Source organism: Streptomyces sp. 891-h (assembly GCF_022760275.1).
GTDB classification, from domain to species: Bacteria; Actinomycetota; Actinomycetes; order Streptomycetales; family Streptomycetaceae; genus Streptomyces; species Streptomyces spirodelae.
The window spans coordinates 4,065,795-4,090,734 of sequence record NZ_CP050693.1; the positions used below are offsets into that span (position 1 = coordinate 4,065,795).

Below are 24,940 nucleotides of genomic sequence, written 5' to 3' on the forward strand. Positions count from 1 at the left end.
GCACACGGGCGAGCCTGGGAAGAAGCCGTCACCGACCGTTGAACGGCCCGTACGGACCGTCGCTGCTGCTCCCGCCGCGCGGACGGCGGCCGCCGCGGCCGTTGCCCATGATCTCCTTGAGCGCCGGGCGGACGTCCACGATGTAGACGATCGTGGCGATCAGCCCGATGATCTTCAGCAGGAACATCGGCACCAGCAGGTTCACCAGTACGGTGATTCCGAGGATGATCAACCAGAACTGCTTGTTCTGCTTGTCGGTGGCCCGGTAGGCGTCCTCCCGCCGCAGGGCGGCGTCCACGAAGGCGAACAGGGCCAGGGCGAGCAGCACAACGGTGATCAGCCCGATGACTGTGGCCTGAAAGCCCGCGAACAGCATGGTGCTCACACTCCCGGTCGGTGTCGGTCCGTGGCTCGGGCGCCTCGGTTGGCGCCTCGGGTGTCGCCTCGTCGGGTGACGCGGTCTGGTAGGGGCTTTGCCGCAACCGTACCGCAGCACCAGGGGAACGGGCCGGGCCCGCGAAGGGTGCCCGGCCCGTTCCCCGCTCTGCCCCCACGCCCTCCCCCGGGGCGTCCCCCGGGGCGTCCCCCGGGGCGTCCCCCGGGGCGTCCCCCGGGGCGTCCCCCGGGGCGTCCCCCGTGGTGTCGCACGCGGATCAGGAGTCGGTCTTGGGAGCGGACTTCCGGGTGGAGGAGGTGGAGGAGGTGCTGGTCGACTTCCGCGTGGCGGCCGTCTTCTTGGCACCGGTGGTGCCGGAGGCGCTGGAGGAGGTACGGGAAGTGGCCTTGGTGCCGTTGCCGCCGGCGCTCTTGGTGGTACCGGCGGTCTTGCCGGCGCCGCTCTTGCCGGCTGCGCCGGTGTCGGCCTTGCCGGTCTCCTCGGCCGGCGGCTCGGCGATCTTCACCGGCTGGGCGGGCTCGCGCTCGACGGTCACCTCGGGGGAGTCCTCGTCGCTCTCGCCGCGCCAGTTCTTGACCGCCTCGCGGCCGCGCACCGCCAGCTCGTCGTACGCTTCCCGGGCCTTGATCGCGTACTCCGCCGCGACGCCGACGCTCTGCAGCGCCAGGTGCTGCGCCTGCTCGCGGAGCTTCTTGATGTCGGTGTCCAGCCCGGTCAGGGTCTCGCTCACCTTGGCCTGGGTCTCCTTGGCCTGCTGGGTGAGCCTCGACTGGACCTCCTTGGGGTCCGCCTCCCGGACCGCTGCGAGGGCCTGCGGCGCCTCTTCGCGGATCTTGTCGACGACGCCCGCCGCGACGTAGAGGGGCTTGGGGTCGGTGAGGGTCTTGCGCAGGTCGTTCGCGATGGGCATGAGGGTTCGCCTTTCGTGGCTCAACTCGCCTGTCGGGGCCGCCTGTCGCGGCGCGCCGGGCACATCCGGCGCGGTGCGGCGACGCGGTGCCGGTGGCGTGGACCGCCGCGGCCCCTGGTGTCCTTACTCCGCTTGTCGTCCTTGCTCCGCCGCCCGGGAGTCCTCGGCCGGCGGGTCCGCCGCGTCGTGGTCGGTCGCCCGCTGAGCGTTGTTCTCCTTGCGGAACGACTCGTAGATCTGGAGCAGCGCCTGCTTCTGCTGCTCGTTGATCGAGGAGTCCGCCAGGATCGCGGCGGGGACCTGCAGCAGGTCCTGCCGGTCCCGCTCGTCGAGAATCCCGGCCTGCACATAGAGCGTCTCCGCCGAGATCCGCAGCGCCCTTGCCAGCTGCTGCAGGATCTCCGCGCTCGGCTTGCGCAGGCCGCGCTCGATCTGGCTCAGATACGGGTTCGAGACACCGGCGGCCTCCGCGAGCTGCCGCAGCGACAGCTTCGCGGTCCGCCGTTGTTCCCGCAGGAACTCGCCGAGGTTCCCGACATTGAGCGAGGCCATGCCTCCAGAGTGCACCCGATTGCTAACTATTGCAAGCAACCCGCTTGCAACTGTGTCCCACCGGGCGCGTGCGGGCGGGGGCGACAGCCACTTTTTTGTGGGTACTTGGCAGTGGCGGGTGGCCGGGTGAGTCTGGTGGTGGTCGGCCGGGAGACCGGTGGCCATGCGGTAACGAGAGAAGAGTGAGGGGGCAGGGGTGGCGCGAGGTCAGGAGAGTGGTGCCTGCGGCGCTGTCGCCCCGGTCAGTTGCTCCAGGCGGCGGTGGCCCCAGTCGGACAGCGGGCCCAGTGTCTCGGCGAGGTCGCGGCCGAACGGGGTCAGCGAGTACTCGGTCTTCAGCGGCAGCACGTCGTACACCTCGCGATGTACGAGGCCGTCCGTCTCCATCTCGCGGAGGGCCTGAGTCAGCACCTTCTCGGTGAGCCCCGGCAGGTTTCTGCGGAGTTCGCCGGGGCGGCGGGGGCCTGACTCCAACTGCCAGAGCAGGGCGGTCTTCCACTTTCCGTCGATCACGGCGATCGCGGCGGTCACTCCGCACACGTTTGTGTCCTGTGCACGGCTGCGCGTCATCGTCGTCCCCCTTTTGTCAGTGATTGTCGCTTCATTTTGCTGTTCATCGTCTTCACACGGGAGTTGAGGCATGTCCACGTCCACCGAACACGAACACTCCACCGCGCGGCTGTCTTCCGACGGCGGGCCGGAGACGGAACCGAGCGCCGTCACCGTGCTCGGGCTCGGCCCGATGGGGCAGGAGCTGGCCGGTGCGTTCCTGGCAGCCGGAGTCCGGACGACCGTCTGGAACCGGACCCCGGGCAAGGAGAAGGAACTGGTCGAACGGGGCGCTGTGAGGGCGGCGTCGGCCGAGGAAGCCGTCGCCGCCTCGGAGCTGACCGTCGTCTGCGTGGTCAACTACGACGCGTCCGACGCCATTCTGCGGCGCGACGCCGTCACCGACGCGCTCAAGGGCCGGACGGTGGTGAACCTGAGCGCCGACACCCCGGCGCGTGCCCGGGACACCGCGGAGTGGGCGGACCGGCACGGCGTCCGGTACCTGGACGGCGCGATCATGACCCCGGCCCCGTCCATCGGCACCCCCGACGCTGTCTTCCTGCACAGCGGCCCGCGCGAGCTGTACGAGCGGCACCTGCACGTGCTCGAGTCGCTGGGTGGAACCCACACCCACGTCGGTTCGGAGATCAATCGTGCGGCGGCCTTCGACATCGCCCTGCTCGACATCTTCTGGACGGCGATGGCCGGCTACGCGCACGCCGTCGCGCTGGCCCGCGCGGAAGGCATCGGGGCGCGCGAACTGGCGCCGTTCGCGCAGGGGATCGCCGCCATTCTCCCGCCGCTCTTCGAGGAGTGGGCGGGCGACGCGGACGACGGCACCTTCTCGGGCCGGATCAACCCGCTCACCTCGGGGGCCTCTTCCATGGCGCACATCGTGCACGCCTCCGAGGAGCACGGCATCGACGCCGGGGTGATGCGCGCGGTCGAGGGCTGGGCACGGCGCACCATCGGGCTGGGGCACGGCGCGGAAGGGTTCATCCGGATCGCGGAGGTGCTGGGGCGTCACTGACGGCGCGGTGGAGATGACGCTCCGCGTCGAGGACCTGAGCGTCTCAAGAAGAGCTGAGCGCTTCAGGAGGGCCTGTTCACCTCGACGCGGCCGTCGTCCCGGCTGCCGCGTCGATCACCTCGTCCAGCACGTCCCGCGATCTCAGCAGATCGTTGATCGTGCGGTCGATCCGCGCCCGTTCCTCCGTCAGCCGGGCCACCAGCTGCGGGGTGGCCCGCGCCGATGGGCCGCCGTCCTCGTCCCGTATGCACGGCAGCAGCTCGGCGATCTTCTTGCTGCTGAGGCCGGCGGCGTACAGCTCCTGGATACGGATGACGCGGTCGACCGCGCGTTCCCCATACTGGCGGTGGCCGCCTGGGGTGCGCTCGGAGGTGAGCAGCCCTTCCCGCTCGTAGTAGCGCAGCGAACGCTCGCTGACGCCGGTGCGCTGGGCCAGTTCACCGATCCGCATCCGTTACCGCTCCTCTCCCGGCCACGGTTCGACCTGGCGCCACTGGTCGGATCCGATGCAAGGGTTGAACCTGACGCCGGTGTCAAGTTTTACCGTGCGGGCATGTCGAACGAAACCCCCTTGCTCGCCCCGGCCCGGCTTCCCTCTCTCGGACTGGACCTCCCCAACCGGCTGGTCATGGCCCCCATGACCAGGAACCGGGCCGCCGCAGACGGCACCCCGACCCCGCTGATGGCGACGTACTACGCACAACGCGCCACCGTCGGGCTGCTGATCGCCGAGGCGTCCACCCCGAACGCCGTCGGCCAGACCTACCCCGATATCGCCGCCATCCACCGGCCCGCACACGTTGCCGGCTGGCGGCAGGTGACCGACGCGGTGCACGCGGCCGGCGGCCGGATGTTCCTCCAGATCCAGCACGGTGGCCGCGTCGGCCACCCCGACAACAGTGGACACATCCCGTTGGCGCCCTCGCCCGTTCCGCTCCCTGACACGGTCTTCACTCCCAAGGGGCACCAGAAAGCGGTCGTTCCGCGGGAGATGAGCGTCGCCGACATCCGCTCCACCGTGGCCGACTTCGCCGCGGCCGCGCGCAACGCCCTGGAGGCGGGTTTCGCCGGAGTCGAGGTGCACGCCGCCAACGGCTACCTGCTGCACCAGTTCCTGAGCAGCAACACCAACCGCCGTCATGACCAGTACGGCGGCACGGTTACCGGCCGGATCCGCTTCGTCCGCGAGGTCGTGGAGGCGGTGGCCGACGCCGTCGGACCGGAGCGGGTCGGCGTCCGTATCTCGCCGTACTTCACCGGCAACGGCATGCACGAGAGCGACACCGAAACGCTCTACCCTGCGCTCGTCGCCGCCCTGGCGGACCGCGGCCTCGCCTACCTGCACCTCGTACGTACCGACGCCGGCCTCCCGCTCTTCCAGCAGCTCCGCGACGCCTGGTCCGGCACCCTGATCGCCAACCCCGCGCTGCCCCGGGACGCGATCCCGGCCGACGGCGGACGCGCCGCGGGCGAACGTCTGTTGACCGCAGGTGCCGACCTGATAGCCCTGGGCCGCCCGATCCTCGCCAACCCCGACCTGGTCGACCGGCTCCGCCGCGGTGCCCCCGTGAACCCTGTCCGCGACCGCTACCTGATGTACGTCGGCGGTGAGAAGGGGTACACCGACTACCCCACCCTGTCGCCGGCGCCGGGAGGATTCCGGCGGGACTCCTAGCATGGACGGATGGAGATCTCGAAGCTGTCCGCGGAGGCGCGGGAGCGGCGCAGTGCGGAGATACGGGCGTTCCTGCGGTCGCGGCGGGCGCGTCTGACGCCCGCGGACGTGGGAATGGCGCCCGGGAGCGGGCGGCGCACGCCCGGCCTGCGGCGCGAGGAGGTCGCGGTCCTCGCCGGGGTCGGGGTCTCCTGGTACACGTGGTTGGAGCAGGGGCGGGACATCAACGTCTCGGCCGAGGTGCTGGACGCGGTCGCGCGGGTGCTGCGGCTGGACGCCGCCGAGCGCGAGCATCTGTATCTGCTGGCCGGGCTGAATCCGCCGACGGCGCCGCCCGCCGACCGTTCGGTCCCGGTCGGAATCCGCCGGGTCATCGACGGCTGGCTGCCGCGCCCCGCCTACGTCATCGACCGGCACTGGAAGCTGGTGGCCGTCAACCGGGCGGCCGGGCTGGTGTTCGGCTACGGGGAGCGCGACCACAGCTGCCTGGTCAGCTTCTTCACCAACGCCCAGTTCCGTGCCTCCGTCTGCGGCTGGGAGGACGCCGCACGGCAGATCGTCGGCCTCTTCCGCGCCGACGCGGCGCGCTACCCCGACGACCCCGAGTTCGGCCGGATCGCCGAGGACATGTGCGCCGTCAGTCCCACCTTCGCCACCGTCTGGGCCGAGCACCCGGTGGGGAGCGCGACCGAGGGCGTCAAGTCCCTGGTGCACCCTGCGGCGGGGGAGCTGACGTTCGACTACACGATGCTGCCTGTCGCCGATCTGCCCGGTGCGCGGCTGCTGCTGTACACCCCCGCAGAAGGGACGCCGACGCAGGAGCGGGTGGCCGCGCTGCTGGCCGGGGCACGGGATGAACCGGAGCCCGAATCGGAGCCCGAATCGGAGCCCGAGCCGGTGCCGTAGGCGGCGCGGCCGAGGTCTCCGGCACGGCCCAGCGCCGTGCCCGACGGCGAGGGTGGTGGTGTCGGACCCAGGTTCAGCCGGCACTGCTGCGAACGCGCGCGCCGGTCGAGGATCGTCGGCATGCAGCGATTCACGAACAAGACAGTCCTGATCACCGGCGGCACCAGCGGCATGGGGTTCGCCGCGGCACGACGACTGCTCGACGAGGGCGCCTATGTCGTCCTCACCGGACGCGACGAGGCGCGCCTGGACGCGGCGGTCGAGCGGCTCGGCGCGGCGGAGGGCAGGGTTCTCGCCGTACCGGCCGACGCCGCCTCGCTCAGCGACACCGACGCGCTGATGCGCCGTGTCGAGACCTGGCGCGGCACCCTGGACGCGGTCTTCGCGAACGCGGGGATCGGTGTCTTCAAGCCGGCCACCGAGATCACCGAGGACGACTTCGACCGGACCGTGGACGTCAACTTCAAGGGCGTCTTCTTCACCGTGCAGAAGGCGCTCCGGCTGATGCCGCAGGGCGGCGCCGTCGTCATCAACGCCTCCTGGACCCTGCACCGCGGGCTGCCCGTCGCGGCCGCCTACTCGGCCAGCAAGGCCGCGGTCCACAACCTGGCCCGGACCCTGGGCTCCGATCTGGCCCCGCGTGGCATCCGCGTCAACTCCGTCAGCCCCGGCTACATCGACACCCCCATGTGGCGGGAGGCCAACTCCGCCGACCCGGACGCAGAGGCCCGCAACTCGGCCGAGGTGGCGCTGGGCACGCTCGGCCACCCGGACGACGTGGCGGCGGCCGTCGCCTTCCTCGCCTCCGACGACGCCGCGTACATCACCGGTCAGGACCTGATCGTGGACGGCGGCCTCGTCGGCTCGGTCCCCTCGGGAGCCTGACGGCCCGTGGTCCGCCGACCGGGCTACGGCTCGGTTCGGGCGACGGAGAACGCTCCGGCCCGTGCGGCGAGCGCGGCCGCGCGGGCCGCCTCGGCGGGCAGTTCCGGGTCGGGCTCGGCGTGCAGCAGCACCCGATGGTGGTAGACGGGCGCCGTCGAACTCACCACCAGCTTCCGCGCGTCTACCGGAGGGCTCAGCTCGCCGCGCCGCACCGCCCGGTCCACGACCACCTCGCAGCGCGCGTACCGCTCCTCCCAGAAGCGGCGCAGCGCCCGCGCGGCCTCCTCCGAGCGGAAGGAGGCCGCGATCAGGGCGAGCGCGAGGGACGGCTCCTCCGTCAGCGCCTGCTGCACCTCGTCGTTGAGCGCCCGCAGGTCGCCCTCCAGGGAGCCGGTGTCGGCCGGGCGCCAGTCGTCGTCGCCCGCCGCGTCGAGTACGTCGGCGAGCAGCCCGCCCACGTCCCGCCAGCGGCGGTAGACCGTCGCGCGGTGCACGCCCGAGCGGGCGGCGACGGCATCGACGGTCAGGCCGTCGTACCCGTGCTCAACCAGCAGCGGGCCGACGGCCTCGAGCACCTGTTCGCGGACGCGTGCCGTACGGCCGCCGGGCCGCCGGGAGCCGGGTGGCGGGGGCTCCGGCCCCGACCCCGGCTCCGGCTCCGGTCCCGGCTGTGGCCTCGGCTGCGGAGACCCTGTCGCCTCGTCGTGGCTGTGTCCCCTGCTGTCGCTGCCGCCTTTGTCGTCGCTGCTGTCGCTGCTGTCGCTGCCGTTCCTGTCTCCGCTGTTCCCGGACTTCACCGCAGTCACTTTCCCGTCCTCTCCGCCGCCGGTCCGCCCCGCCTCGTCCGCCTGTCCTCGAAACCCCTTGCCGTGGCGGCGGCGCTGTGCCACTATCTTAACGCGACAGGCGTCGCTGTAAAGGTCGCCGGTCGCGGCCAGCAGAGAAGTCGCACCGACGTGGAAGAGGAACTGCCGATGCTCAACCAGAGCGTTCACCCGGTCCTGCGGTCACTGACCGCCTCACCCTCGATCGCTTTGGAGAGCACCTGTGCCTACCCAGATCACGGCCTCGGCCGTCACGAAGTCGTACGAAGGCCGGACGGTTCTGGACGGGGTGAGCTGCGCGCTCTCCGCGGGTGAGCGGGCCGGGATCGTCGGAGAGAACGGCTCCGGCAAGACGACGCTGTTGCGACTGTTCGCCGGGCACGAGAAGCCGGACAGCGGAGAGATCGTCCTGCACGCCGAGGGCGGTGTCGGCTACCTCCCCCAGGAAGAGACGCTGTCTCCCGAGCTGACCGTCCAGCAGGTCATCGACGGTGCGATGAGCGCGCTGCGCGCCATGGAACAGCGCCTCCGCGCGCTGGAAGCGGCGATGGCGGAAGGCGACACCTCGGCTCTGCGGGAGTACGGCGAGCTGCTGACCGCCTTCGAACTGCGCGGGGGATACGACGCTGAGGCCCGTGTCGAGCGCGCCCTGCACGGCCTCGGGCTGGGCCTGCTTCCCCGTGGGCGGACGGTGGGCGGCCTCTCCGGCGGTGAACGGGTGCGGCTCCGGCTGGCCGCACTGCTGGCCGCGAGCCCGGAGGTCCTGCTGCTGGACGAGCCGACCAACCATCTCGACGGCGCGGCACTGCGCTGGCTCGAAGAGCATCTGCGCTCCCGCCGCGGCACCACGATCGCCGTCTCGCACGACCGCACCTTCCTTGAGCGCGTGACGACGACGCTGCTGGAGGTGGACGCCGACCGCCGCCAGGTCGTCCGCTACGGCAACGGGTACGCGGGCTATCTGGCAGAGAAGGCCGCGGCGCGCCGGCGCTGGGCCGAGGCGTACGAGCGCTGGCGGGCCGAGACGGAGCGGCTGCGCGAGACCGCGGCCACCACGGCGCGGCGAGTGGCGCCCGGCAGGGCGATGAAGGACGGCAACAAGATGGCGTACGACCGGGCGGCCGGACGCGTCCAGCAGTCCCTCGCCAGCCGGGTGCGCAACGCCGAGGAGCGGCTGCGCCGCATGCTGGCCGAGCCTGTGCCGCCCCCGCCCGAACCACTGCGCTTCGCCCCGCCCCTGCGCGGTGCCGGGCTGCGCGGCACGGTGCTGGACGCCGAGGGGATCGGGGTCCGGGGCAGGCTGCCCCGTACGGGGCTGACCGTCGCGGCCGGCGAGCGACTGCTGGTGACGGGGCCGAACGGGGCGGGCAAGAGCACCCTGCTGGGCGTCCTGGCCGGAGAGCTGGCACCCGACACCGGCCGGGTCTCACGCAGGGGACGTATCGGATACCTCCCCCAGGAGCCCGGGTTCGCCGCCGAGGTCGACGAGGCCGGGGCGACGCTGCTGGAGGCGTACGCGCACGGCCGCTCCGGCCCGCTGGAGGAGCACGCCCAACGGCTGCTGTCTCTGGGGCTGTTCGCCGCCGAGCGGCTGGCCGTGCCGGTCTCGCGGCTCTCCACGGGCCAGCGGCAGCGCCTCGCGCTGGCCCGGCTGGTGACCGAACCGGCCGATGTCCTGCTGCTGGACGAGCCGACCAACCACCTCTCGCCCGCCCTGGTCGAGGAGTTGGAGGCGGCTTTGGAGGCATACGACGGCGCGTTGGTCGTCGTCAGCCACGACCGCAGGCTGCGGCAGCGCTGGCGAGGCGCGCAGCTCGCCCTGGAGGAACCGGAAGCGTCGCTCCCCGACACCGAGGGGACGGCCCAGGAGAGGAGCCGTTTGTGAGCCCGAACCGACACGACCCCGCGACGTCCACAGCCGCGCCCGCGCGGGAGGCGTCGGGTGAAGCAGCGCCGGAGGGACCGGGGGAAGCGCCGACGGCGGCGCCGGAAGTGGCTGTGACCACGGTGGCCGCCTTCGGCTCCGAAGCGGGCCCCTACGACGTCGTCACCGGACCGGACGGCGCGCTGTGGGTGACGCTCGTGGCGGCGGGCGCCATCGCCCGCGTCGCCCCGGACGGCAGGACGACGACCTGTGCGCTGGACGACCCCGGCTGCGGTCCGACGGTGATCACACCGGGGCCGGACGGCGCCCTGTGGTTCACCCGCACCAAGGATCACCGTATCGGCCGGATCACGGTGGACGGCCGGGCCGAGTCCTTCGCGCTGCCGACGCCGGAGTGCGGCCCGTTCGGGATCGCGGCGGGTGCGGACGGTGCGCTCTGGTTCACCGAGACCAGCGCTCATCGAGTCGGCCGTATCACCACCGAAGGGGAGGTCACCGAGTTTCCGCTGCCGGTCGGCGAGTGCTTCCCCTCCGCCCTGGTGGCGGGGCCCGACGGCGCACTGTGGTGCACGCTGAACCAGGCCGACGCGGTCGCCCGGGTGGCGCTCGACGGCAGCGTCACCCTGCATCGCCTGCCCACCAAGGGCGCTGCCCCGGTGGGGATCGCCTGTGGCGAGCGGGAGCTGTGGTTCGTGGAGATCGGCGCGGGGCAACTGGGCCGGATCACCCCGGACGGCCGTATCGACGAATTCCCGCTGCCCGACCGCGAGTCCAGACCGCACGCGGTGGCCGTGGCGCCGGACGGCACCTGCTGGATCACCGAGTGGGCCGGGAACCGGGTCGCCCGCCGTGACCCGTCCGGCCATATCTCGGAGCACCCGCTGCCCGTACCGGGATCGGAGCCGCACGGCCTCACCGTAGGGCCGGACGGGGCGCTCCATGTCGCCCTGGAGCTGGGGGAGGTGGTCCGGATCGGTACGGGGACTCCGTAGCGGGCTCCGGGGCGAGGGCCGTCACCGGGCCGGCGGAAATCGGCTGGCCCGGCCGAGGCGGGTTCGCCAGGGTGGAGGGATGACACGCTCGTTCGCGGATCTGGTGGCGGAGGCGGCTTCCGTCTCGGTGGACGGATGGGACTTCTCCTGGCTGGAGGGGCGGGCGACCGAGGAGCGCCCCTCATGGGGCTACCAGCGGCACAGCAGCGCCCGGCTGGCCACCGCCTCCGCCGCGCTGGACCTCCAGACCGGGGGCGGTGAGGTGCTCGCGGAGGCGGAGAAGCTGCCGCCCGTGATGGCCGCTACCGAGTCCTGGCCGCCGAACCTCACCAAGGCGACCGCGCGGCTGCGCCCCCGTGGGGTGGTCGTCGTCGCGGACACCGACGAACCGCCGCTGCCGTTCGCCGACGGCGCGTTCGACCTGGTGCTCAGCCGCCATCCGGTACGGACCTGGTGGTCGGAGGTCGCGAGGGTGCTGGAGCCGGGCGGCAGCTATCTGGCCCAGCACGTGGGCCCGGCGTCGGTGTTCGAGCTGGTGGAGTTCTTCCTCGGTCCGCAGCCCGAGGCGCGGGAGCGGCGGCGGCCCGAGGACGAGCGGGCGGCCGCCGAGGCCGCTGGGCTGGAGGTGGTGGACCTGCGGTCCGAGCGGCTCCGTATGGAGTTCTTCGACATCGGCGCGGTGGTCTACTTCCTGCGCAAGGTGGTGTGGATGGTCCCGGGCTTCACCGTGGAGCGCTACCGCGACCGCCTGCGGGAGCTGCACGACCGGATCGGGACCGAGGGCCCGTTCGTGGCCCACTCGGCGCGCTTCCTCATCGAGGCGCGCAAGCCGGCTTGATCCGGTGCCGACCCGGCCGCGTTCGTTCCCGCGCAGGTCCGTGGCTCACTCTGCGCCGAAGAGCTCCAGCAGCTCCCGCTTCTCGAACATCCGGGCCGTCTCCACGGCGGAGGGCGTCCCCGCCTGCGGGTCGGCGCCCGCGTCGACCAGGATCCGCACCACCTCGTCCTCGCCCTTGAAGACCGCGCCGGCGAGCGGGGACTGGCCCCGGTCGTTGACGCGGTCGGGGTCGGCGCCCTGGGCGAGGAGGGCGCGGACGGTCTCCGGGTGGCCGTGGTAGGCGGCCAACATCAGGAGGGTGTCGCCCTTGTCGTTGCTCAGGTTCGCCGGGACGCCCGCCTTGACGTAGGCGGCGACGGTGTCCGTGTCGCCGTGCCGGGTCAGGTCGAACACCTTCTGGGCCAGTTCCAGGACCTCGGGGTCGTGTGCGGGTTCGTCGCTCGCGGGGGTGGGTGCGTCACTCATGGGGCCAGCGTACGGAGGGAGGACGGCCGAAGGCTGCTTTGGCCGGTGCCCGGTAGGGCTCACACGTGGGCCAGCGGGTCGACCGTGAGCAGTATGTCGCGCAGCGAGGCCACCACCCACTCGGCGCCGGCGCGGCGCAGCTCCCGCTCCTTGCGTTCGTTGCGTGCGTAGCCCACGAAGCCGACTCCGGCGGCCCGCGCCGCCGCGACATCCCGCTCGGAGTCCCCGATCATCACCGCTTCGGCGGCATCGGTGCCCGCCGCGTCCAGGGCCCGCAGCACACAGTCCGGGTCGGGCTTCAGCTTGGGCGCCGCTCCGTCGCAGACCCGGCCGCACACCCGGCTGGGGGCACTTCCCGGCCGCCGAGCGGGGGAGAAGGCCTCCAGCAGCGAGCGCCCGGCGAGGTAGCACTCGACGGCCTCGCCGGAGTTGTCGGTGGCGACGGCGACCGTACGTCCCGTGGCGCACAGGGTGCGTACGAGCGTGTCGGCGTATCCGGTGGGGAAGGCCACCTCGGCGGCGGCGACCTCTTCCAGCGTCAGGGACCGTTCCATCCGCTGTGCGCTCTGCGGCTCCAGCAGCGTCGGGTCGTCGAAGGCGGCGGTCAGCAGCCGCAGGGGGTCGGTGGTCTCGGGCCAGGACCCGGCGGAGCCGTCGGAACCGGCCGCGTACGCGGCGCGGAGCCGGCCGGCGACCGAGGCGGCGGTGCGCCTGGCGAAGAGGTGGCACAGCGGTCCGTCGAAGTCGAATATCACGCACTGTGCCGAGCTGATCTGACGCTCCACTGCCGCCACCATCCTCTGTGTCCCCGTTGGTTGGCCGGTGGGCGTACGCGCCCGTACCGGCCCAGTGCCTTCGGTCAGGCAGGCAGTGATTGTCGCAGGCTCGGCCGCGCGCGGTCAGCGGCTGTCGGGCCCCGATCGACGGTCCGTCGGCGCGGCGCGGAGTTGCGACCCGGCGTGGAGTTCCGACGATGCGCGGAGTTGCGACCCGGTGCAGAAATCCGCGTACGCCAGTTCGACGGCGCCCGGGCTCGGTACGTCGCTCAGCTCCAGCGGCTCGGCGGCGCGTACCAGGACGTCGTGCACCAGCTTGGCCGCCTGCCCCAGTTGACCGGCGAAGGCGGGCGAGCCGACGGCGTCGGCGACCGCGACGGCCTGCCGCACCACGTCGGTGAAGACGGACTGGGCCCGCTTGTAGTCGAGGTAGCGCGGCAGGTCCTCGGCCAGCCGCGCGTCGGCTCCGGGCAGCAGCGGGGCGACGGTCCGCTGCCACTCCTCGACCACTCGGGCCTGCTGGGAGGCGGGGTAGTCCATCAGATACAGGTGCGTCGCCAGGTCGTAGAGCGGGTCCCCGAAGGAGGCCAGCTCCCAGTCGATGGTCCACAGTGCGTCGGCGTGATCGACGATGAAGTTGGCCCGGTGCAGGTCACCGTGGAGAAGGCAGACGGGACGGGCGCCCATCCGCGCTGCCTCTGCCGCCAGTCGCGAGCCGGGCCCCAGCGCGTCGGGCGGGATGCCGAGGCGTGCGAAGAGCGGGCCGAAGCGCGGGAGGCGTGCGCGGTAGGCGCGCTCGCGCGTGAAGTCGAGCAGCACACGCGGAAACCCGGCGCTGTCGCTCTCGCCGTTGCTCTCGCCATCGCTTTCGCCGTCGCTCTCGCCCGCCGTGAGCCGACGGGCCCGTACGTCGCCGGGGCGCAGCCGGCACAGCGAGGCGAACCGTTCCATGATCTGCCGCAGATGGACGGGTGCGACGGGCCGGCCACAGGGGGAGAGCGACGCAAGGGTGCGGCCCTCGATGAACCCGTGGAAGACGGTCCCGGTCGAGTGGACCCGGTGGACGGGCGGGACGCGCGGTACGCCGAGCCGGGCGAGCTCCAGCAGCAGCTCGTCCTCGGAGGCGAAGTACCGCCGGTCGAACCAGAGGGCTCCCTGCCGGGGTTCGCCGATCTTCACCCGCCCCAGCCGGGTCAGCTCGCCCTCGGGCCTGACGACGTACCACTCGCGGTGGTAGCCGGCCAGCGGCCCGTCCACGGCGCCGACGGCTGTGGCCTGTCGCAGGGCGGGTGAGGTCATCGGCGCTGTCCTCGGGGCGGGTGGGCTGGGCCACGGAGATCACCGGGGTGCGGGAACTGTACCGGCTGCCCCCCGTCCGCCTCTCGCGGCTCCCTATCCGATCACCCGAAGGCCTGTCACCCGAAGGCCTGTCACCCGAAGGGAACGGCGATGGTGGTCCAGAGCGAGTCGAAGAACTCCTGCGACTCCTCGACGAAGCTCGCCTCCTGTTCGTCCCGTGCCTCGGGGCCCCGGACGGAGCGGAAGAGCTTGGCGGTCAGCCCGAGGACGTCATAGAGGGCGAGTTGCTCGCCCTCGAAGGCGGCGTCCTCGTTCTTGACCACCTGGTAGTAGCCGATGAGGGCCTCGTCGCCGTTGAGCAGGTAGAGCTTGTGGGTGGGGGTGAGGGGCACCGCGCGGACGGTCAGCGAGACGTCGGTGCCGAACTGGGAGAGGGAGCTGAGGGAGTTGCTGAGGGCATTGACGTAGGTGGTCTGTATCTGGTGCAGCCGCTCCCTGGGCTTGGGGTCTTCCGGGTCGTCGATCAGACGGGGCAGGGCCAGCCGCGCCCCGAGGCTGGGGATCAGGACCCGGGCCGTGACCGAGCGGGGGGTGAGCTGGCGGTCCATGACCTGCCGTACGGGCCAGGCCAGGGCGTTGTTGAGGGTCTCGGTGGTGAGCGAGAAGGCGTCGATGACGACGTTCTCGGCCTGAAATGCCTCGTGGAGGCGGTCCGTCAGCTCCACACCGGCGCTGCGGGGGGCGTCCGCGTGGTGGGTGGGTTCGGCCACGGTCGGTGAGGCGCCCCGGCCCACATGTTCCAGGAGGCCCTCCTGGGCGAGCGCGGAGAGGGCCTCGCGTACGGCGCTGCGGCCTACGGAGAACTCGGCCTCCAGCTCCCGCTGGGTGGGCAGACGGGTACCGGGCTGGAGATTTCCGGTCCGGATGCGCTCACGGAGAGTGTCGGCGACCACGTCGCGCGGGCGGCGGCCGCTTGCGGAGGTCGGCTTCCTGGTCACGCGATGACCATACAACTTCCGGTCATCAGGCGTTAGTTGTCAGGGAGATGTTTTCGAATGGTGGACAAGTGGGCATGTAGTAATCGAGTTGGTCGCCAACTTCTGAACCTGGCAGCCAGGTGTGCCAACCAGTCCCGTTCTGCTCCTTGGTCGGCCCTGAGCCATCCGCCCGTCCGATGACGCATGGGCGAACTCCGCATTCCCAGCACAGCCGTTCCTCTCGTGCCTGAGAAGGAGGGACCGCCATGCCACTCCTCGCGCTCGCCGTAGCCGTCGCCGTCGTCGCCTTCGAACAGCTTCTCCAGGTGCGCTACGGGGTCCTCGGCCTCGTGGGCTTTCTGCTGCTGAGCATCGGCATCAAAGCCCGGCACACCGGATGCAGCACCGCCGGAGCCCTGGTGATAGCCACCTTGCTGCTCCATCCCTGACCGCACGGGGCGCTCGCCCCGACCACGGGGCCGCTGTCATGCCGCCTTCCCCTCCCATCAACCCACGCCACGGGGAAGGCGGCTTGACGACGGCACGCTTGTTCGCCCCCTCCGCTGTGCCGATGAGGGGGCGCAGCCTCAGAACACGTCCGGGCACCACGGCCGTCGGGCCGTGTGGAAGAGGACCTCCGCGCGCTGTGCGGCACCCTCGCGGTGCTCGGCCAGCCGGCCCAGCGCCGCCAGCCGCATGGGCGATTCGTCCCCCAGGAACAGCGCACCCAGTTCGGAGACGTCCAGCGAGAGTTCCGGGTCTTCCGTCGTGGCCGCACACCGCGCCCCGCCACCCGGTCCGTCCGTCTCCAGCTTGAAGCGCCCGCCCGCGTAGCCGTCCTTGTCCCGCACCTGGAGCACCAGCGTGCCCGCGACGGGGTAGCTGCGGGCGGTCAGCATCCGCGGTACGTCCAGCGGCCGGATCCACAGCCAGTCGGCGTGGGTGACGGTGCGCGCGGCGCGCGGGTCCGGCAGCAGCAGCGGCAGGATGTCGTCCGGGGCGCGCAGACCTGTCCGCACCCGCTGCACCCAGTCCATCGCCAGGACGAACCGCCACAGCGCGGCCTCCCCGGCGGCCGTGGTGGCGAACAGGTCCCGCACCGTCACGGTCTGCTCGGGCTGCTTGGCCTGCCATACGTTGTCTGAGGTGTAGGTCACCCCGCCCTGGGGCTGCCCGTCGGCGTCGCGGTAGACGGCGTGGAAGGCGGGGGTGAAGCCGTCGTCCGGGAAGCGCAGGTCGCCGGTGGCCAGCCGCCACCACTTCTCGTCGCGGTCGACGGCGCCCTGCCGCTGCGCCCCGGTGCGGAACCGCTCGTGGACGGCGGGCAGCAGCTTGCGGAACTCGGCGGCGTCCACCAGCTCGACTCGTCCGCCGTCCCCCAGGTCGGCCGGGCCCGCATAGCGCCGGTCCAGGCCCGTACGGGAGATCAGCACCTCCCACTCGGTGGTCCAGGCCGCCGGGCCGAAGCCGTACCGCCCGTAGATCGGGTACTCGGCCGCGATCAGGCTGGCGCACGCGTCCCCGCGCTCCTTGGCCGCGCTCAGCGCGTTCGCCATCATCCCGGTCAGCAGCCCGCGCCGCCGGTGGGTGGGCGAGACGGTGACGGCGGTGACCGCGCACGCGGCCGGCGTCGCCCCGCCGGGAACGGTCATCGACTGCGGCATCGTCCGGAAGGTGGCCACGCACCGGCCGCCGTCGAAGGCGCCCTGGACACGGGCCAGGTCGGTGCCCAGCGCACGGACCTGCGCTTCCTCGTCGGTGACGACCGGCCCGCGGAAGAACCCGGTCGAGACGGCGCGCAGCCACTCGGGGTACTCCTCGGGACCAGCCAGAGTGCGGATCTCGACACGGTTCACCATGCGATCACGCTAGGCGTACGCCGGGCGGGCCGCACCCGGATTTTCCCGGCCCCGCGGGTGCCGTCAGAACGCCGCGCGGACCTCGCCGACCCGCACGCCGCCGCCCAGGATCGGAACCGTCCCGATCCGCTCCAGCACCGGCGAGCTCACCCCCAGATGGACGGAGAGCGCCCGGGCCAGCACGGGGCCCAGCGCCCGGCCGGCGCCGTCCTCGACCTTGAACGCGAGGGCGCGCCCGTCCGGCAGCGCGAACCCCTGCACCGCCTCGGCACCCATCTTGCTGACCGCGCCGGGCAGTTCCCGCATCAGTCGGCTGTCGTGCCGGCGGGTGCCGCCCACGTACTCGGGGTGGGCGCGCATCGCCTCGGCGACCCGTCCCTCGGGGGTCTGCGGCGAGGCCAGGGCCAGCGCACGGTAGCCGCGTGCGAGGCCGGTCAGCGAGACGGCCATCAGCGGGGCGCCGCAGCCGTCCACACCCGTGTGCGCCACGGGGTCGCCGGTGTTCTCCTCCAGCGTCTCGCGGACCAGCTTCTGCAGCGGGTGGTCGGGGTCGAGATAGCTGTCCACGGGCCAGCCGTTGGCCCGGCAGGCGGCGAGCATCGCGGCGTGCTTGCCGGAGCAGTCCATGGCCAGCGGGGTGCGGGTGGAGCCCGCCGCCAGGAACGCCTCCGCCTCCTCCTCGTCCAGCGGGAGGGAGGCCGGGCACTTCAGATGGGACTCGGCCAGCCCGTGCTCGGCGAGCATCGTGCGCACCAGGTCGAGCTGGAAGCCCTCCCCGGAGTGGCTCGCGGCGGCCAGCGCCAGCCGTTCGCCGGCCAGCTCCAGCCCCGAGCGCAGCACGGCCGACGCCTGGAACGGCTTGTTCGCCGAGCGGGGGAAGACCGGCGCCTCCGGGTCGCCCAGCGCGCAGATGACGCTTCCGTCGGCCGCCAGCGCCACCAGCGAGCCCCGGTGCTGCCCCTCGGTGAAGCCGGACCTGACGACCTCGGCGAGCACGGGGAGTATCTCGGGCATCTCGGGACCTTCCAGTGGTGAACGCCGGGGTGCGGCGTACGGGGCAGACGGATGTGACCCTTCACCGTAACCGGACTCGCGACGGCGCAGAACGGACACCCCTCCCGGAACCGTACGGACACCCCTCACCGAACCGCCCCGACCGTTCACGCATCCGCTGTGCCTGCCCCCTGGGCCCCCGGCCTACGGCAGCAGGTCGTCCACCTGTGCCTCTCCCTCCCGGTACCGGCGGGCGATCTCCGAGCTGCACTCGTCGGCCGTGTGCTGGAGGGACTGGCGGCGGCGCGAGACCTGTTGCTCGTAGCGGACGAGCCGGGCCATCGCGTCGTGCAGCTCGCCGTCCGTACGGGCCTCGAGGTCGCTCAGCTCCACCTCGGCCAGCATCTCCTCGGCCAGCGTGCGGTACTCCTCGCTGCGCGGTGCGGCGAGTGTCACATGCCGCGCCGAGGAGCGGTGGCTGGGCGGGTCGTCGGCGAGGATCTGCGGCAGCAGGTCGAGCAGCGGTGACCCCGGCGAACTGCGCCGGGCCAGTTCGGCACGGAGGATGTCGATACGCCCCTGGAGCAGTCTGCGTACATAGCTCAGATCCGCCTCGTCCTGCTGAGCCGAGCGCCGCAGGACCCGCAGTTCGCGCAGGCACAGCGCGTGCAGATCCGGCTGCTCCGGCTCACGCAGGGCCTCCAGGGCCCCGGACTGTCGCGGCGTCCGGGACCGGCCCGCTCCGGTTGTGCTCATGGGCTTGTGTCCCCTCATCCCCATTGCGCGGTACTTGCTGAACGCACCGCGTGTGCGCATCGTGCCACTCTGTGCCCCTTGCGCGCACCGCTCCTCACCCGCCGGACGGTGGCCGTGCGCCCGCCGAACGGCGGCACGGCATCATGGCGGTCATGCGAGCAGTGGTGCAGAGAGTGGACGGCGCGCACGTCACCGTGGACGGCGAGACCGTTGGTCAGATAGTCGGCGAAGGCCTGTGCGTGCTGGTCGGAGTCACGCACGACGACACGAAGGAGAAGGCGGCGCAGCTCGCGCGCAAGCTGTGGTCCGTGCGGATTCTGCACGAGGAGAAGTCGTGTTCGGACATCGGAGCGCCGCTGCTGGTGATCAGCCAGTTCACTCTCTACGGTGACGCGCGCAAGGGGCGGCGGCCCACCTGGAACGGTGCCGCGCCCGGTGATGTCGCCGAGCCCATGGTCGACGAGGTGGTCGCGCAGCTGCGGGCGCTGGGCGCCACCGTGGCGACGGGCGTCTTCGGCGCCGATATGAAGGTGTCCCTGACGAACGACGGCCCCTTCACCGTGCTGCTGGAGGTGTGAGGGCCGCCACGTGGTCAAGGGGCCTCAGCGCGTCTCAGGGAGCGACGACCACTTCCTGCGCGGCGGCGGTGGCGTCCGGGCCGACGATCAGCTCGGCGTCCGGATCGACGTTCCGCTTCACCAGCGCCAGCGCGATCGGCCCCAGCTCGTGGTGGCGGGCCGAGGTGGTGACGAACCCGATCTGCCGCCCTTCCAGACCCTGGGCAGCGAGCCGTACGGCGTCGCCGTGCACCGGGAGGCGCACCTCGCTCCCGTCCAGGTGCAGAAAGACCAGCCGCCGGGGCGGTTTCCCCAGGTTGTGGACGCGCGCCACCGTCTCCTGGCCGCGGTAGCAGCCCTTCTCCAGGTGCACGGCCGAGCCGATCCAGCCCACCTCGTGGGGGATGGTCCGGTGGTCGGTCTCCATGCCCAGCCGGGGCCGCCGCGCCTCGACGCGCAGCGCCTCGTAGGCGAGTACCCCGACGGCCGGCCCGTGAGCGGCGGCGAAGCCGGTCAGCTCGCCGCGCGGCAGGAACAGGTCCCGCCCGAACGAGGTCTCCCGTACGGCCAGGGCGCTTTCCGGCACCTCGGCGATGGAGCCTGCGGGCAGGTGGACGACGGCCACGTCCGGTGTCCGGTCGGCGATCTCGACGCGGTAGAAGAACCGCATGCTCTCCAGGTAGGCGATCAGCTCGCCCTGCTTGCCGGGTTCGGTGTGCATCCACACCGTCGTCCCGTCATCGACGAGTTGCAGCGCCTGTTCGATGTGCCCGTTCGCGGAGAGGATCAGCGCGTCGGTGGCCTGCCCGGGCGGGAGCTGTTCCACGTGCTGGGTCAGCAGCAGGTGCAGCCAGGAGAGCCGGTCCTCGCCGGAGACGGTGACCACGCCGCGGTGTGACAGGTCCACGAATCCGGTCCCGTCGGCGAGGGCGCGCTGCTCCTTGAACAGGTCGCCGTAGTGGGCCGCCACGCCCGCGTCGGGGGCTTCGGCCGCCACCGCGCCGGGCAGGGTCAGCAGCGGGCTGGGGGCGGGAGCGGGGGCGCTGTTGCTCGAACTGCTGGAGGACATACGCCCAGCCTACGACGGGCTACGTGGCACCCCGTGGCTTGCCGGCGGCCGGTCCGCTCCCGCCGCCTTCGCCATCCCCCTCGGCACCGGCTGCCCGGTCGGCACCGGCTGCCCGGTCGTCATGGGCGGCCCCGCCGGACTCCGCGCCGCACTTCTCGCACTGCCCGAAGATCGCGAAGTGCTTCATGTCCGTCTCGAAGCCGAAGCGTTCCCGCAGGGCCCTGGTGAAGGGCTCGGCGACGGACAGATCGGCCTCGATGACGTCGGTGCAGTCCCGGCAGACCAGGTGCATATGGTGATGCCGGTCGGCCAGGTGGTAGGTGGGCGCGCCGTGCCCGAGGTGCGCGTGGGAGACCAGGCCCAGCTCCTCCAGGAGCTCCAGCGTGCGGTAGACCGTCGAGATGTTGACGCTGCCGGCCGTGCGGCGGACCTCGGCGAGGATGTCGTCGGGGGTCGAGTGCTCCAGCTTGTCCACGGCCTCCAGCACGAGCTGGCGCTGCGGAGTGAGCCGGTACCCGCGCGCCCTGAGGTCGCTCTGCCAGTCGGTGGTAGCCACGGGGTCCAGTGTAGAAGCGGCGCGGGTCCGGGTGCCCCCGTGGCACCCGGACCCGCGCTACTGGAAGAAGAAGGGGTCAGTTCTGACCGGCCTTCTTCCGCTTGGCGGCGAAGACGGCCAGGCCACCGATCACGACGAGCGCACCGGCACCGCCGACGAGCAGCGGCGTGTTGGAGCTGCTGCCGGTCTCGGCGAGGTCGCCGCCCTTGCCGCTGTCGCCCTTGTCCGAGCCGCCCGCCGGCGCCGGGGTGTTGGCGTCGGAGGCGTCGTCACTGGGCTTGGACGGCTTGCTGGTGGGCTTCTGCGTGGGCTCCGAGGGCTTCGACGGCTTGTCGGAGGGCTTCTCGGTCGGCTTCTGGGTGGGCTTCTCGGTCGGCTTGGGCTTGTCGGGGTTCCAGTCCGGAGCGTTGACCGAGTAGTTCATGGTCTTGGTGTTGTTGCTGGTGTCCGGGTCCGGCTTGTCGCCCTTGATGCTGGTGCGCAGCGTCTGCTTCTCACCGGAGATGAAGCCCGGGATGTTGACGACCTCGGCCTCGTCGTTGTCCGCCTTCAGGTCGAACGAGACGACGACCTGCTTGTCGCTGAGGGACTTGACGGTGAGGTTGTGGTTGTACGCCTTGCCCCCTTCGAGGTCACGCTTGAAGGACGGCTTGTTGCCGTTCTTACGGGTGTCGAAGTGGACGTTCTTGACCCCCGTGACGGTGAGGGTGGCCCGGGTGGCTTCGGGGCCGGTGTTGCCCACCGTGATCGAGAAGCCGTCCTTGACCTCGCCGGTGCTCCGGTTGTAGAGGAAGCCGGTCGCGGCACCGGAGTGGAGGTCGGCGCCGCTGTCGTACGCGAACGCGCCTGCTGCGGTGGCCAGTTGGGCGACACCGAGTCCGCCGAGCAGCGCAGCGGTGGCGGCGGCGGAAGTAATGCGAGAACGATTCACAGAAGTGCCTTTTCCCCGTTGGGCAGCCGAGCGCAGCGGCGAGCGGGCGCGGGAAACGCGCGGCTCGGCCTCGCCGGCACTCGCGCCGGTGAATGGATTAACGCCATTCTTATCACTCGGAGGAACGCATTAGCTCGTCGACGCAGGGCGACCGGCAATCGACCCTACGTATTCGCATAGGCTGTGACCTGGGGTTGTGCCACGCGCGCGGGGTCGAAAGAGAGTTCCCGAACCCCGCCGTGAACGAGGTGCTATTTCACAGCTTTCACAATCGTGACACCGCCGAGACGTCCGACGACTTGTCAGTTTCCCCGTCGGTGGGCGGAAGTTCAGCAAACAACAATCAACGAGCCGGGCAGCGGTTCGCCGACGGCAGGCCCGGAAAAGGTCAGCGGAAAAAGGCGATTCCGTCGTCGGGAAGATCCACGACGTCCTTGGCCCATTCCTTGGGGTCGACGACCTTCTTCAGATGCGCCGACATATAAGGCCGCAGCGGCACCTGGGGCGTGGCCTTCTCGCCCACCCACATCAGGTCGCCGTTCACATAGCCGTACAGCCGCTTGCCACCGCTGTACTCGCCCGCTGCGGCGGTGCGGGCCACCGCGTCGGTCGCCAGATCGATCTGGGGCTTCTTCTCGGCCAGCTCGCCGTACCAGACCTCCGCGATGCCCTGATCGCGGATCATCACGACCTCGATCTTGCGGTCCTTGTCGATCCGCCAGTAGCCCGTCTCCGTCTCCAGGGGTCGGACCTTCTTCCCCTCAGCGTCCAGCTCCCAGGAGTGCGAGATGTACTCCAGGAAGTCACGTCCGTCGTGGGTGAAGGTGAGCTCCTGCCCGAAATTGCACTTGCTCTCCTCACCCTGCTGGTCGTCGAGCGCGGCCACGCCGGCCCCGGTCCAGTTGCCGAGGAGGAAGGCGAGGGGGACGAGGTCCGGGTGGAGGTCGGACGGAATCTCGATCATGGAGCTGGTCGATCCCTAGCTGTGGCGGGGGTGGCGAGCGCTCAGCGCTGGCCCTGGTAGAGCTTCTTGAAGGTCAGCCCCGCGAAGGCCACGGTGCCGACGCAGACCAGGACCATCAGGGCGGTGAAGAATGCCTCAAGCACGGGGTGGGTCTCCTTGCGCGGTGTTCGGTGACGCGACCGAGTCTAGTCGTGGTCGCCGGGAACGCCTGTGAGGGGTCTCTCGGCGGAGCCCTCGGCCCGCGGCCTCAGCGGACGCCCCGGCAGACGACTCGGCAGACGAGGGCCTGCACGTCAGTAGACGAGGGCCTGCACGCCCTCGGGCATGATCTCGCTCACGAACAGCTGAGCGCCCGCGATACGGACCCCTTCGATGACGTCCTTCTCCTCGATGCCCCTGCGGGCCGCGCACTGGGTGCACAAGGTGATACGGCCGCCCGCCTGGACCGCTGCCATCAGATCGGGCAGCGGCGCCGCGTGCGGCAGCTCGAACTCCGCGGCGCGCCCCGGGAGGGCGAACCAGGCGGACTCGCCGGTCAGCCACAGGCTCACCTCGGTGCCGCTGGCCGCCGCGACGGAGGCCACCGTGAAGGCCTGCGAACACCTCTCGGGCGCGTCCGCGCCCGCGGTGACCTTGATGACGAGCTTGTTCCGGGATGTCATACGTCAAGCATATGGGGGCTCCGCCCGTGGGCCCCGCCGCCGGGACCCAGGGACGGAGCCCCCGGGGAAGAGCCGGGTCAGACCGCGATGGTGACCTCGGCGAGCCCGCCGTCCTGGGCCACAACGGTCCGGTCGGCGGTGCCGCCGGGCACCAGCGCGCGGACCGTCCAGGTGCCCTCGGCCGCGTAGAAGCGGAACTGGCCGGTGGCGGAGGTCGGAACCTCCGCGGTGAACTCACCGGTCGAGTCCAGCAGCCGCACGTAACCGGTGACGGGCTCCCCGTCACGGGTCACACTGCCCTGGATGGTGGTCTCACCGGGCTTGATGGTGGAGGCGTCGGGGCCGCCGGTCTGTGCTCCGCACATGAGAGGGGTCCTTTCGGGAGGGAGGGGAGGGCCCGCGGTGGCCGCGAGGGTCAGTTGGAGCCGAGCTCGACGGGGACGCCGACGAGCGAGCCGTACTCGGTCCAGGAACCGTCGTAGTTCTTGACGTTCTCCTGGCCCAGCAGCTCGTGGAGCACGAACCAGGTGTGCGCGGAGCGCTCACCGATGCGGCAGTAGGCGATGGTGTCCTTGCCCAGGTCGACGCCCTCGGCCTGGTACAGCTCCTTGAGGTCGTCGTCGGACTTGAAGGTGCCGTCGTCGTTGGCCGACTTCGACCAGGGGATGTTGCGGGCGCTGGGCACGTGGCCCGGGCGCTGCGACTGCTCCTGCGGCAGGTGGGCCGGGGCCAGCAGCTTGCCGCTGAACTCGTCGGGAGAGCGCACGTCCACCAGGTTCTTGCTGCCGATCGCGTCGACGACCTCGTCGCGGAAGGCGCGGATGGAGGTGTCCTGCGGCTTGGCCTTGTACGTGGTGGCCGGGCGCTCGGGCACCTCGGCGACCAGGTCGCGGGAGTCCAGCTCCCACTTCTTGCGGCCGCCGTCGAGGAGCTTGACGTCCTGGTGGCCGTAGAGCTTGAAGTACCAGTAGGCGTAGGCGGCGAACCAGTTGTTGTTGCCGCCGTAGAGCACGACGGTGTCGTCGCCTGCGATGCCCTTGGCGGACAGCAGCTTCTCGAAGCCTTCCTGATCCACGAAGTCGCGGCGCACCGGGTCCTGGAGGTCCTGCTTCCAGTCGATGCGGATCGCGTTCTTGATGTGGTTCTTGTCGTAGGCCGAGGTGTCCTCGTCGACCTCGACGATCACCACCTTCGGGTCGTCGATGTGGGCCTCGACCCAGTCGGCGTCGACCAGAACGTCGCTGCGGCTCATGCTGTCTCTCCTCGTGAGGTGGGTGGATGCGGCGGAGGCGGGCGAACAGGGGTACGCGTACGCGGCGGCGCGGGCGGCGCCGTTGTGGGCCGGGTGCACGATTTGTGCGGCCGTGCGCCGTGCGCGCGGCGGTGCGCGCGGAGTCGTATGCGGAACTGCTCTGCGGCGCGCTGCGGGGGCGGCGCCGGAGGCGCTGTGCGTCGGCGGAACGCGCGGACGGTCAGCGGGTCAGCGGGAGCCGCGACAGAGCATGGCGGCGATGCGGCACAGGTCCACTGCCCGGCGCTTCGTGAGGTCCGCCTGTCGCTTCATGCGGTCGATCGTAAGGACGAGGGCGGGCCTGTGTCACCGCCGATCCGCGATGTGAGACGGGTTCGTCCG

29 protein-coding genes are annotated in these 24,940 nt (G+C 71.5%); 9 read left to right on the plus strand and 20 right to left on the minus strand.

Annotated features, from left to right (window positions below):
• Positions 1–28 precede the first annotated feature (28 nt).
• The 4 genes from HC362_RS17690 to HC362_RS17705 all read right to left on the minus strand — a co-directional run bounded on the left by HC362_RS17690 (position 29) and on the right by HC362_RS17705 (position 2,429).
• Positions 29–376: a DUF2516 family protein gene (locus HC362_RS17690; RefSeq protein WP_243088671.1), complete on the minus strand. Its 348-nt coding sequence runs from the start codon at positions 374–376 to the stop codon at positions 29–31.
• 277 nt (positions 377–653) lie between these two features.
• Positions 654–1,307, minus strand: coding sequence for a hypothetical protein (locus tag HC362_RS17695; RefSeq protein WP_243084896.1), 654 nt, complete (start codon positions 1,305–1,307; stop codon positions 654–656).
• A 123-nt stretch (positions 1,308–1,430) separates the two neighbouring features.
• On the minus strand, positions 1,431–1,859 hold the full coding sequence (locus HC362_RS17700; RefSeq protein ID WP_243084897.1) for a helix-turn-helix transcriptional regulator: 429 nt from the start codon (positions 1,857–1,859) through the stop codon (positions 1,431–1,433).
• Between the two features lie 207 nt (positions 1,860–2,066).
• Positions 2,067–2,429, minus strand: coding sequence for a helix-turn-helix domain-containing protein (locus HC362_RS17705; protein WP_243084898.1), 363 nt, complete (start codon positions 2,427–2,429; stop codon positions 2,067–2,069).
• A gap of 70 nt (positions 2,430–2,499) precedes the next feature.
• Between HC362_RS17705 and HC362_RS17710 the strand changes: the two genes are divergently transcribed.
• Positions 2,500–3,438: an NAD(P)-binding domain-containing protein gene (locus tag HC362_RS17710; protein WP_279240115.1), complete on the plus strand. Its 939-nt coding sequence runs from the start codon at positions 2,500–2,502 to the stop codon at positions 3,436–3,438.
• 76 nt (positions 3,439–3,514) lie between these two features.
• On the opposite strand, the gene HC362_RS17715 is transcribed toward HC362_RS17710, so the two are convergent.
• On the minus strand, positions 3,515–3,889 hold the full coding sequence (locus tag HC362_RS17715; protein WP_243084899.1) for a MerR family transcriptional regulator: 375 nt from the start codon (positions 3,887–3,889) through the stop codon (positions 3,515–3,517).
• Between the two features lie 102 nt (positions 3,890–3,991).
• Between HC362_RS17715 and HC362_RS17720 the strand changes: the two genes are divergently transcribed.
• The 3 genes from HC362_RS17720 (at position 3,992) to HC362_RS17730 (ending at position 6,904) form a co-directional block, all read left to right on the plus strand.
• Positions 3,992–5,113, plus strand: a complete 1,122-nt coding sequence (locus tag HC362_RS17720) for an alkene reductase (protein ID WP_243084900.1) — start codon at positions 3,992–3,994, stop codon at positions 5,111–5,113.
• A gap of 9 nt (positions 5,114–5,122) precedes the next feature.
• Entirely contained in the window at positions 5,123–6,019 is an 897-nt protein-coding gene (locus HC362_RS17725; protein WP_243084901.1) for a helix-turn-helix transcriptional regulator, read from the plus strand.
• 120 nt (positions 6,020–6,139) lie between these two features.
• Positions 6,140–6,904: a glucose 1-dehydrogenase gene (locus HC362_RS17730; RefSeq protein ID WP_243084902.1), complete on the plus strand. Its 765-nt coding sequence runs from the start codon at positions 6,140–6,142 to the stop codon at positions 6,902–6,904.
• A gap of 23 nt (positions 6,905–6,927) precedes the next feature.
• Here HC362_RS17730 and HC362_RS17735 read toward each other — a convergent pair whose 3' ends face one another.
• Entirely contained in the window at positions 6,928–7,710 is a 783-nt protein-coding gene (locus tag HC362_RS17735; RefSeq protein WP_243084903.1) for a TetR/AcrR family transcriptional regulator, read from the minus strand.
• 241 nt (positions 7,711–7,951) lie between these two features.
• Here HC362_RS17735 and abc-f point away from each other — a divergent pair, with 241 nt between their 5' ends.
• The 3 genes from abc-f (at position 7,952) to HC362_RS17750 (ending at position 11,443) form a co-directional block, all read left to right on the plus strand.
• Positions 7,952–9,613, plus strand: a complete 1,662-nt coding sequence (gene abc-f / locus HC362_RS17740) for a ribosomal protection-like ABC-F family protein (RefSeq protein ID WP_243084904.1) — start codon at positions 7,952–7,954, stop codon at positions 9,611–9,613.
• A 107-nt stretch (positions 9,614–9,720) separates the two neighbouring features.
• On the plus strand, positions 9,721–10,605 hold the full coding sequence (locus HC362_RS17745) for a virginiamycin B lyase (RefSeq protein WP_243088675.1): 885 nt from the start codon (positions 9,721–9,723) through the stop codon (positions 10,603–10,605).
• Between the two features lie 79 nt (positions 10,606–10,684).
• Complete coding sequence (locus HC362_RS17750) at positions 10,685–11,443, plus strand: class I SAM-dependent methyltransferase (RefSeq protein ID WP_243084905.1); 759 nt, start codon at positions 10,685–10,687, stop codon at positions 11,441–11,443.
• A 45-nt stretch (positions 11,444–11,488) separates the two neighbouring features.
• On the opposite strand, the gene HC362_RS17760 is transcribed toward HC362_RS17750, so the two are convergent.
• The 4 genes from HC362_RS17760 to HC362_RS17775 all read right to left on the minus strand — a co-directional run bounded on the left by HC362_RS17760 (position 11,489) and on the right by HC362_RS17775 (position 14,981).
• Positions 11,489–11,908 carry an ankyrin repeat domain-containing protein gene (locus tag HC362_RS17760; RefSeq protein WP_279240116.1) on the minus strand — a complete coding sequence of 140 codons (420 nt, stop codon included), beginning with the start codon at positions 11,906–11,908 and terminating at the stop codon, positions 11,489–11,491.
• Positions 11,909–11,967: 59 nt separating this feature from the next.
• Entirely contained in the window at positions 11,968–12,693 is a 726-nt protein-coding gene (locus HC362_RS17765; protein ID WP_243084906.1) for an HAD-IA family hydrolase, read from the minus strand.
• A 114-nt stretch (positions 12,694–12,807) separates the two neighbouring features.
• Positions 12,808–13,983: an aminoglycoside phosphotransferase family protein gene (locus HC362_RS17770; RefSeq protein WP_243084907.1), complete on the minus strand. Its 1,176-nt coding sequence runs from the start codon at positions 13,981–13,983 to the stop codon at positions 12,808–12,810.
• A 131-nt stretch (positions 13,984–14,114) separates the two neighbouring features.
• On the minus strand, positions 14,115–14,981 hold the full coding sequence (locus tag HC362_RS17775; RefSeq protein ID WP_243084908.1) for a winged helix-turn-helix domain-containing protein: 867 nt from the start codon (positions 14,979–14,981) through the stop codon (positions 14,115–14,117).
• Between the two features lie 245 nt (positions 14,982–15,226).
• On the opposite strand from HC362_RS17775, the gene HC362_RS17780 reads away from it, so the two are divergent.
• Positions 15,227–15,409, plus strand: coding sequence for a hypothetical protein (locus HC362_RS17780; protein ID WP_209266790.1), 183 nt, complete (start codon positions 15,227–15,229; stop codon positions 15,407–15,409).
• 138 nt (positions 15,410–15,547) lie between these two features.
• Here HC362_RS17780 and HC362_RS17785 read toward each other — a convergent pair whose 3' ends face one another.
• The 3 genes from HC362_RS17785 to HC362_RS17795 form a co-directional block, all read right to left on the minus strand.
• Complete coding sequence (locus HC362_RS17785) at positions 15,548–16,819, minus strand: GNAT family N-acetyltransferase (RefSeq protein WP_243084909.1); 1,272 nt, start codon at positions 16,817–16,819, stop codon at positions 15,548–15,550.
• A 63-nt stretch (positions 16,820–16,882) separates the two neighbouring features.
• Positions 16,883–17,833 carry an asparaginase gene (locus HC362_RS17790; RefSeq protein ID WP_243084910.1) on the minus strand — a complete coding sequence of 317 codons (951 nt, stop codon included), beginning with the start codon at positions 17,831–17,833 and terminating at the stop codon, positions 16,883–16,885.
• A gap of 183 nt (positions 17,834–18,016) precedes the next feature.
• Positions 18,017–18,568, minus strand: a complete 552-nt coding sequence (locus HC362_RS17795; RefSeq protein ID WP_243084911.1) for an ABC transporter substrate-binding protein — start codon at positions 18,566–18,568, stop codon at positions 18,017–18,019.
• Positions 18,569–18,720: 152 nt separating this feature from the next.
• Between HC362_RS17795 and dtd the strand changes: the two genes are divergently transcribed.
• Positions 18,721–19,146: a D-aminoacyl-tRNA deacylase gene (gene dtd, locus HC362_RS17800; RefSeq protein ID WP_243084912.1), complete on the plus strand. Its 426-nt coding sequence runs from the start codon at positions 18,721–18,723 to the stop codon at positions 19,144–19,146.
• Positions 19,147–19,180: 34 nt separating this feature from the next.
• On the opposite strand, the gene HC362_RS17805 is transcribed toward dtd, so the two are convergent.
• The 7 genes from HC362_RS17805 to HC362_RS17835 all read right to left on the minus strand — a co-directional run bounded on the left by HC362_RS17805 (position 19,181) and on the right by HC362_RS17835 (position 24,559).
• The gene (locus HC362_RS17805; protein ID WP_243084913.1) at positions 19,181–20,194 is read right to left on the minus strand and encodes a glycine cleavage T C-terminal barrel domain-containing protein; all 1,014 of its coding nucleotides are present in this window, start codon (positions 20,192–20,194) and stop codon (positions 19,181–19,183) included.
• Positions 20,195–20,213: 19 nt separating this feature from the next.
• Positions 20,214–20,750, minus strand: a complete 537-nt coding sequence (locus HC362_RS17810; protein ID WP_243084914.1) for a transcriptional repressor — start codon at positions 20,748–20,750, stop codon at positions 20,214–20,216.
• Between the two features lie 76 nt (positions 20,751–20,826).
• Positions 20,827–21,681, minus strand: coding sequence for an LAETG motif-containing sortase-dependent surface protein (locus tag HC362_RS17815; protein ID WP_243084915.1), 855 nt, complete (start codon positions 21,679–21,681; stop codon positions 20,827–20,829).
• A 388-nt stretch (positions 21,682–22,069) separates the two neighbouring features.
• Positions 22,070–22,645, minus strand: a complete 576-nt coding sequence (locus HC362_RS17820; protein WP_243084916.1) for an FABP family protein — start codon at positions 22,643–22,645, stop codon at positions 22,070–22,072.
• 293 nt (positions 22,646–22,938) lie between these two features.
• Positions 22,939–23,307, minus strand: a complete 369-nt coding sequence (locus tag HC362_RS17825; protein ID WP_243084917.1) for a DsrE family protein — start codon at positions 23,305–23,307, stop codon at positions 22,939–22,941.
• Positions 23,308–23,384: 77 nt separating this feature from the next.
• Entirely contained in the window at positions 23,385–23,672 is a 288-nt protein-coding gene (locus HC362_RS17830) for a DUF1416 domain-containing protein (protein WP_209266780.1), read from the minus strand.
• Between the two features lie 50 nt (positions 23,673–23,722).
• A complete protein-coding gene (locus tag HC362_RS17835; RefSeq protein WP_243084918.1) occupies positions 23,723–24,559 on the minus strand; it encodes a sulfurtransferase in 837 nt (278 codons plus the stop codon).
• Positions 24,560–24,940 lie beyond the last annotated feature (381 nt).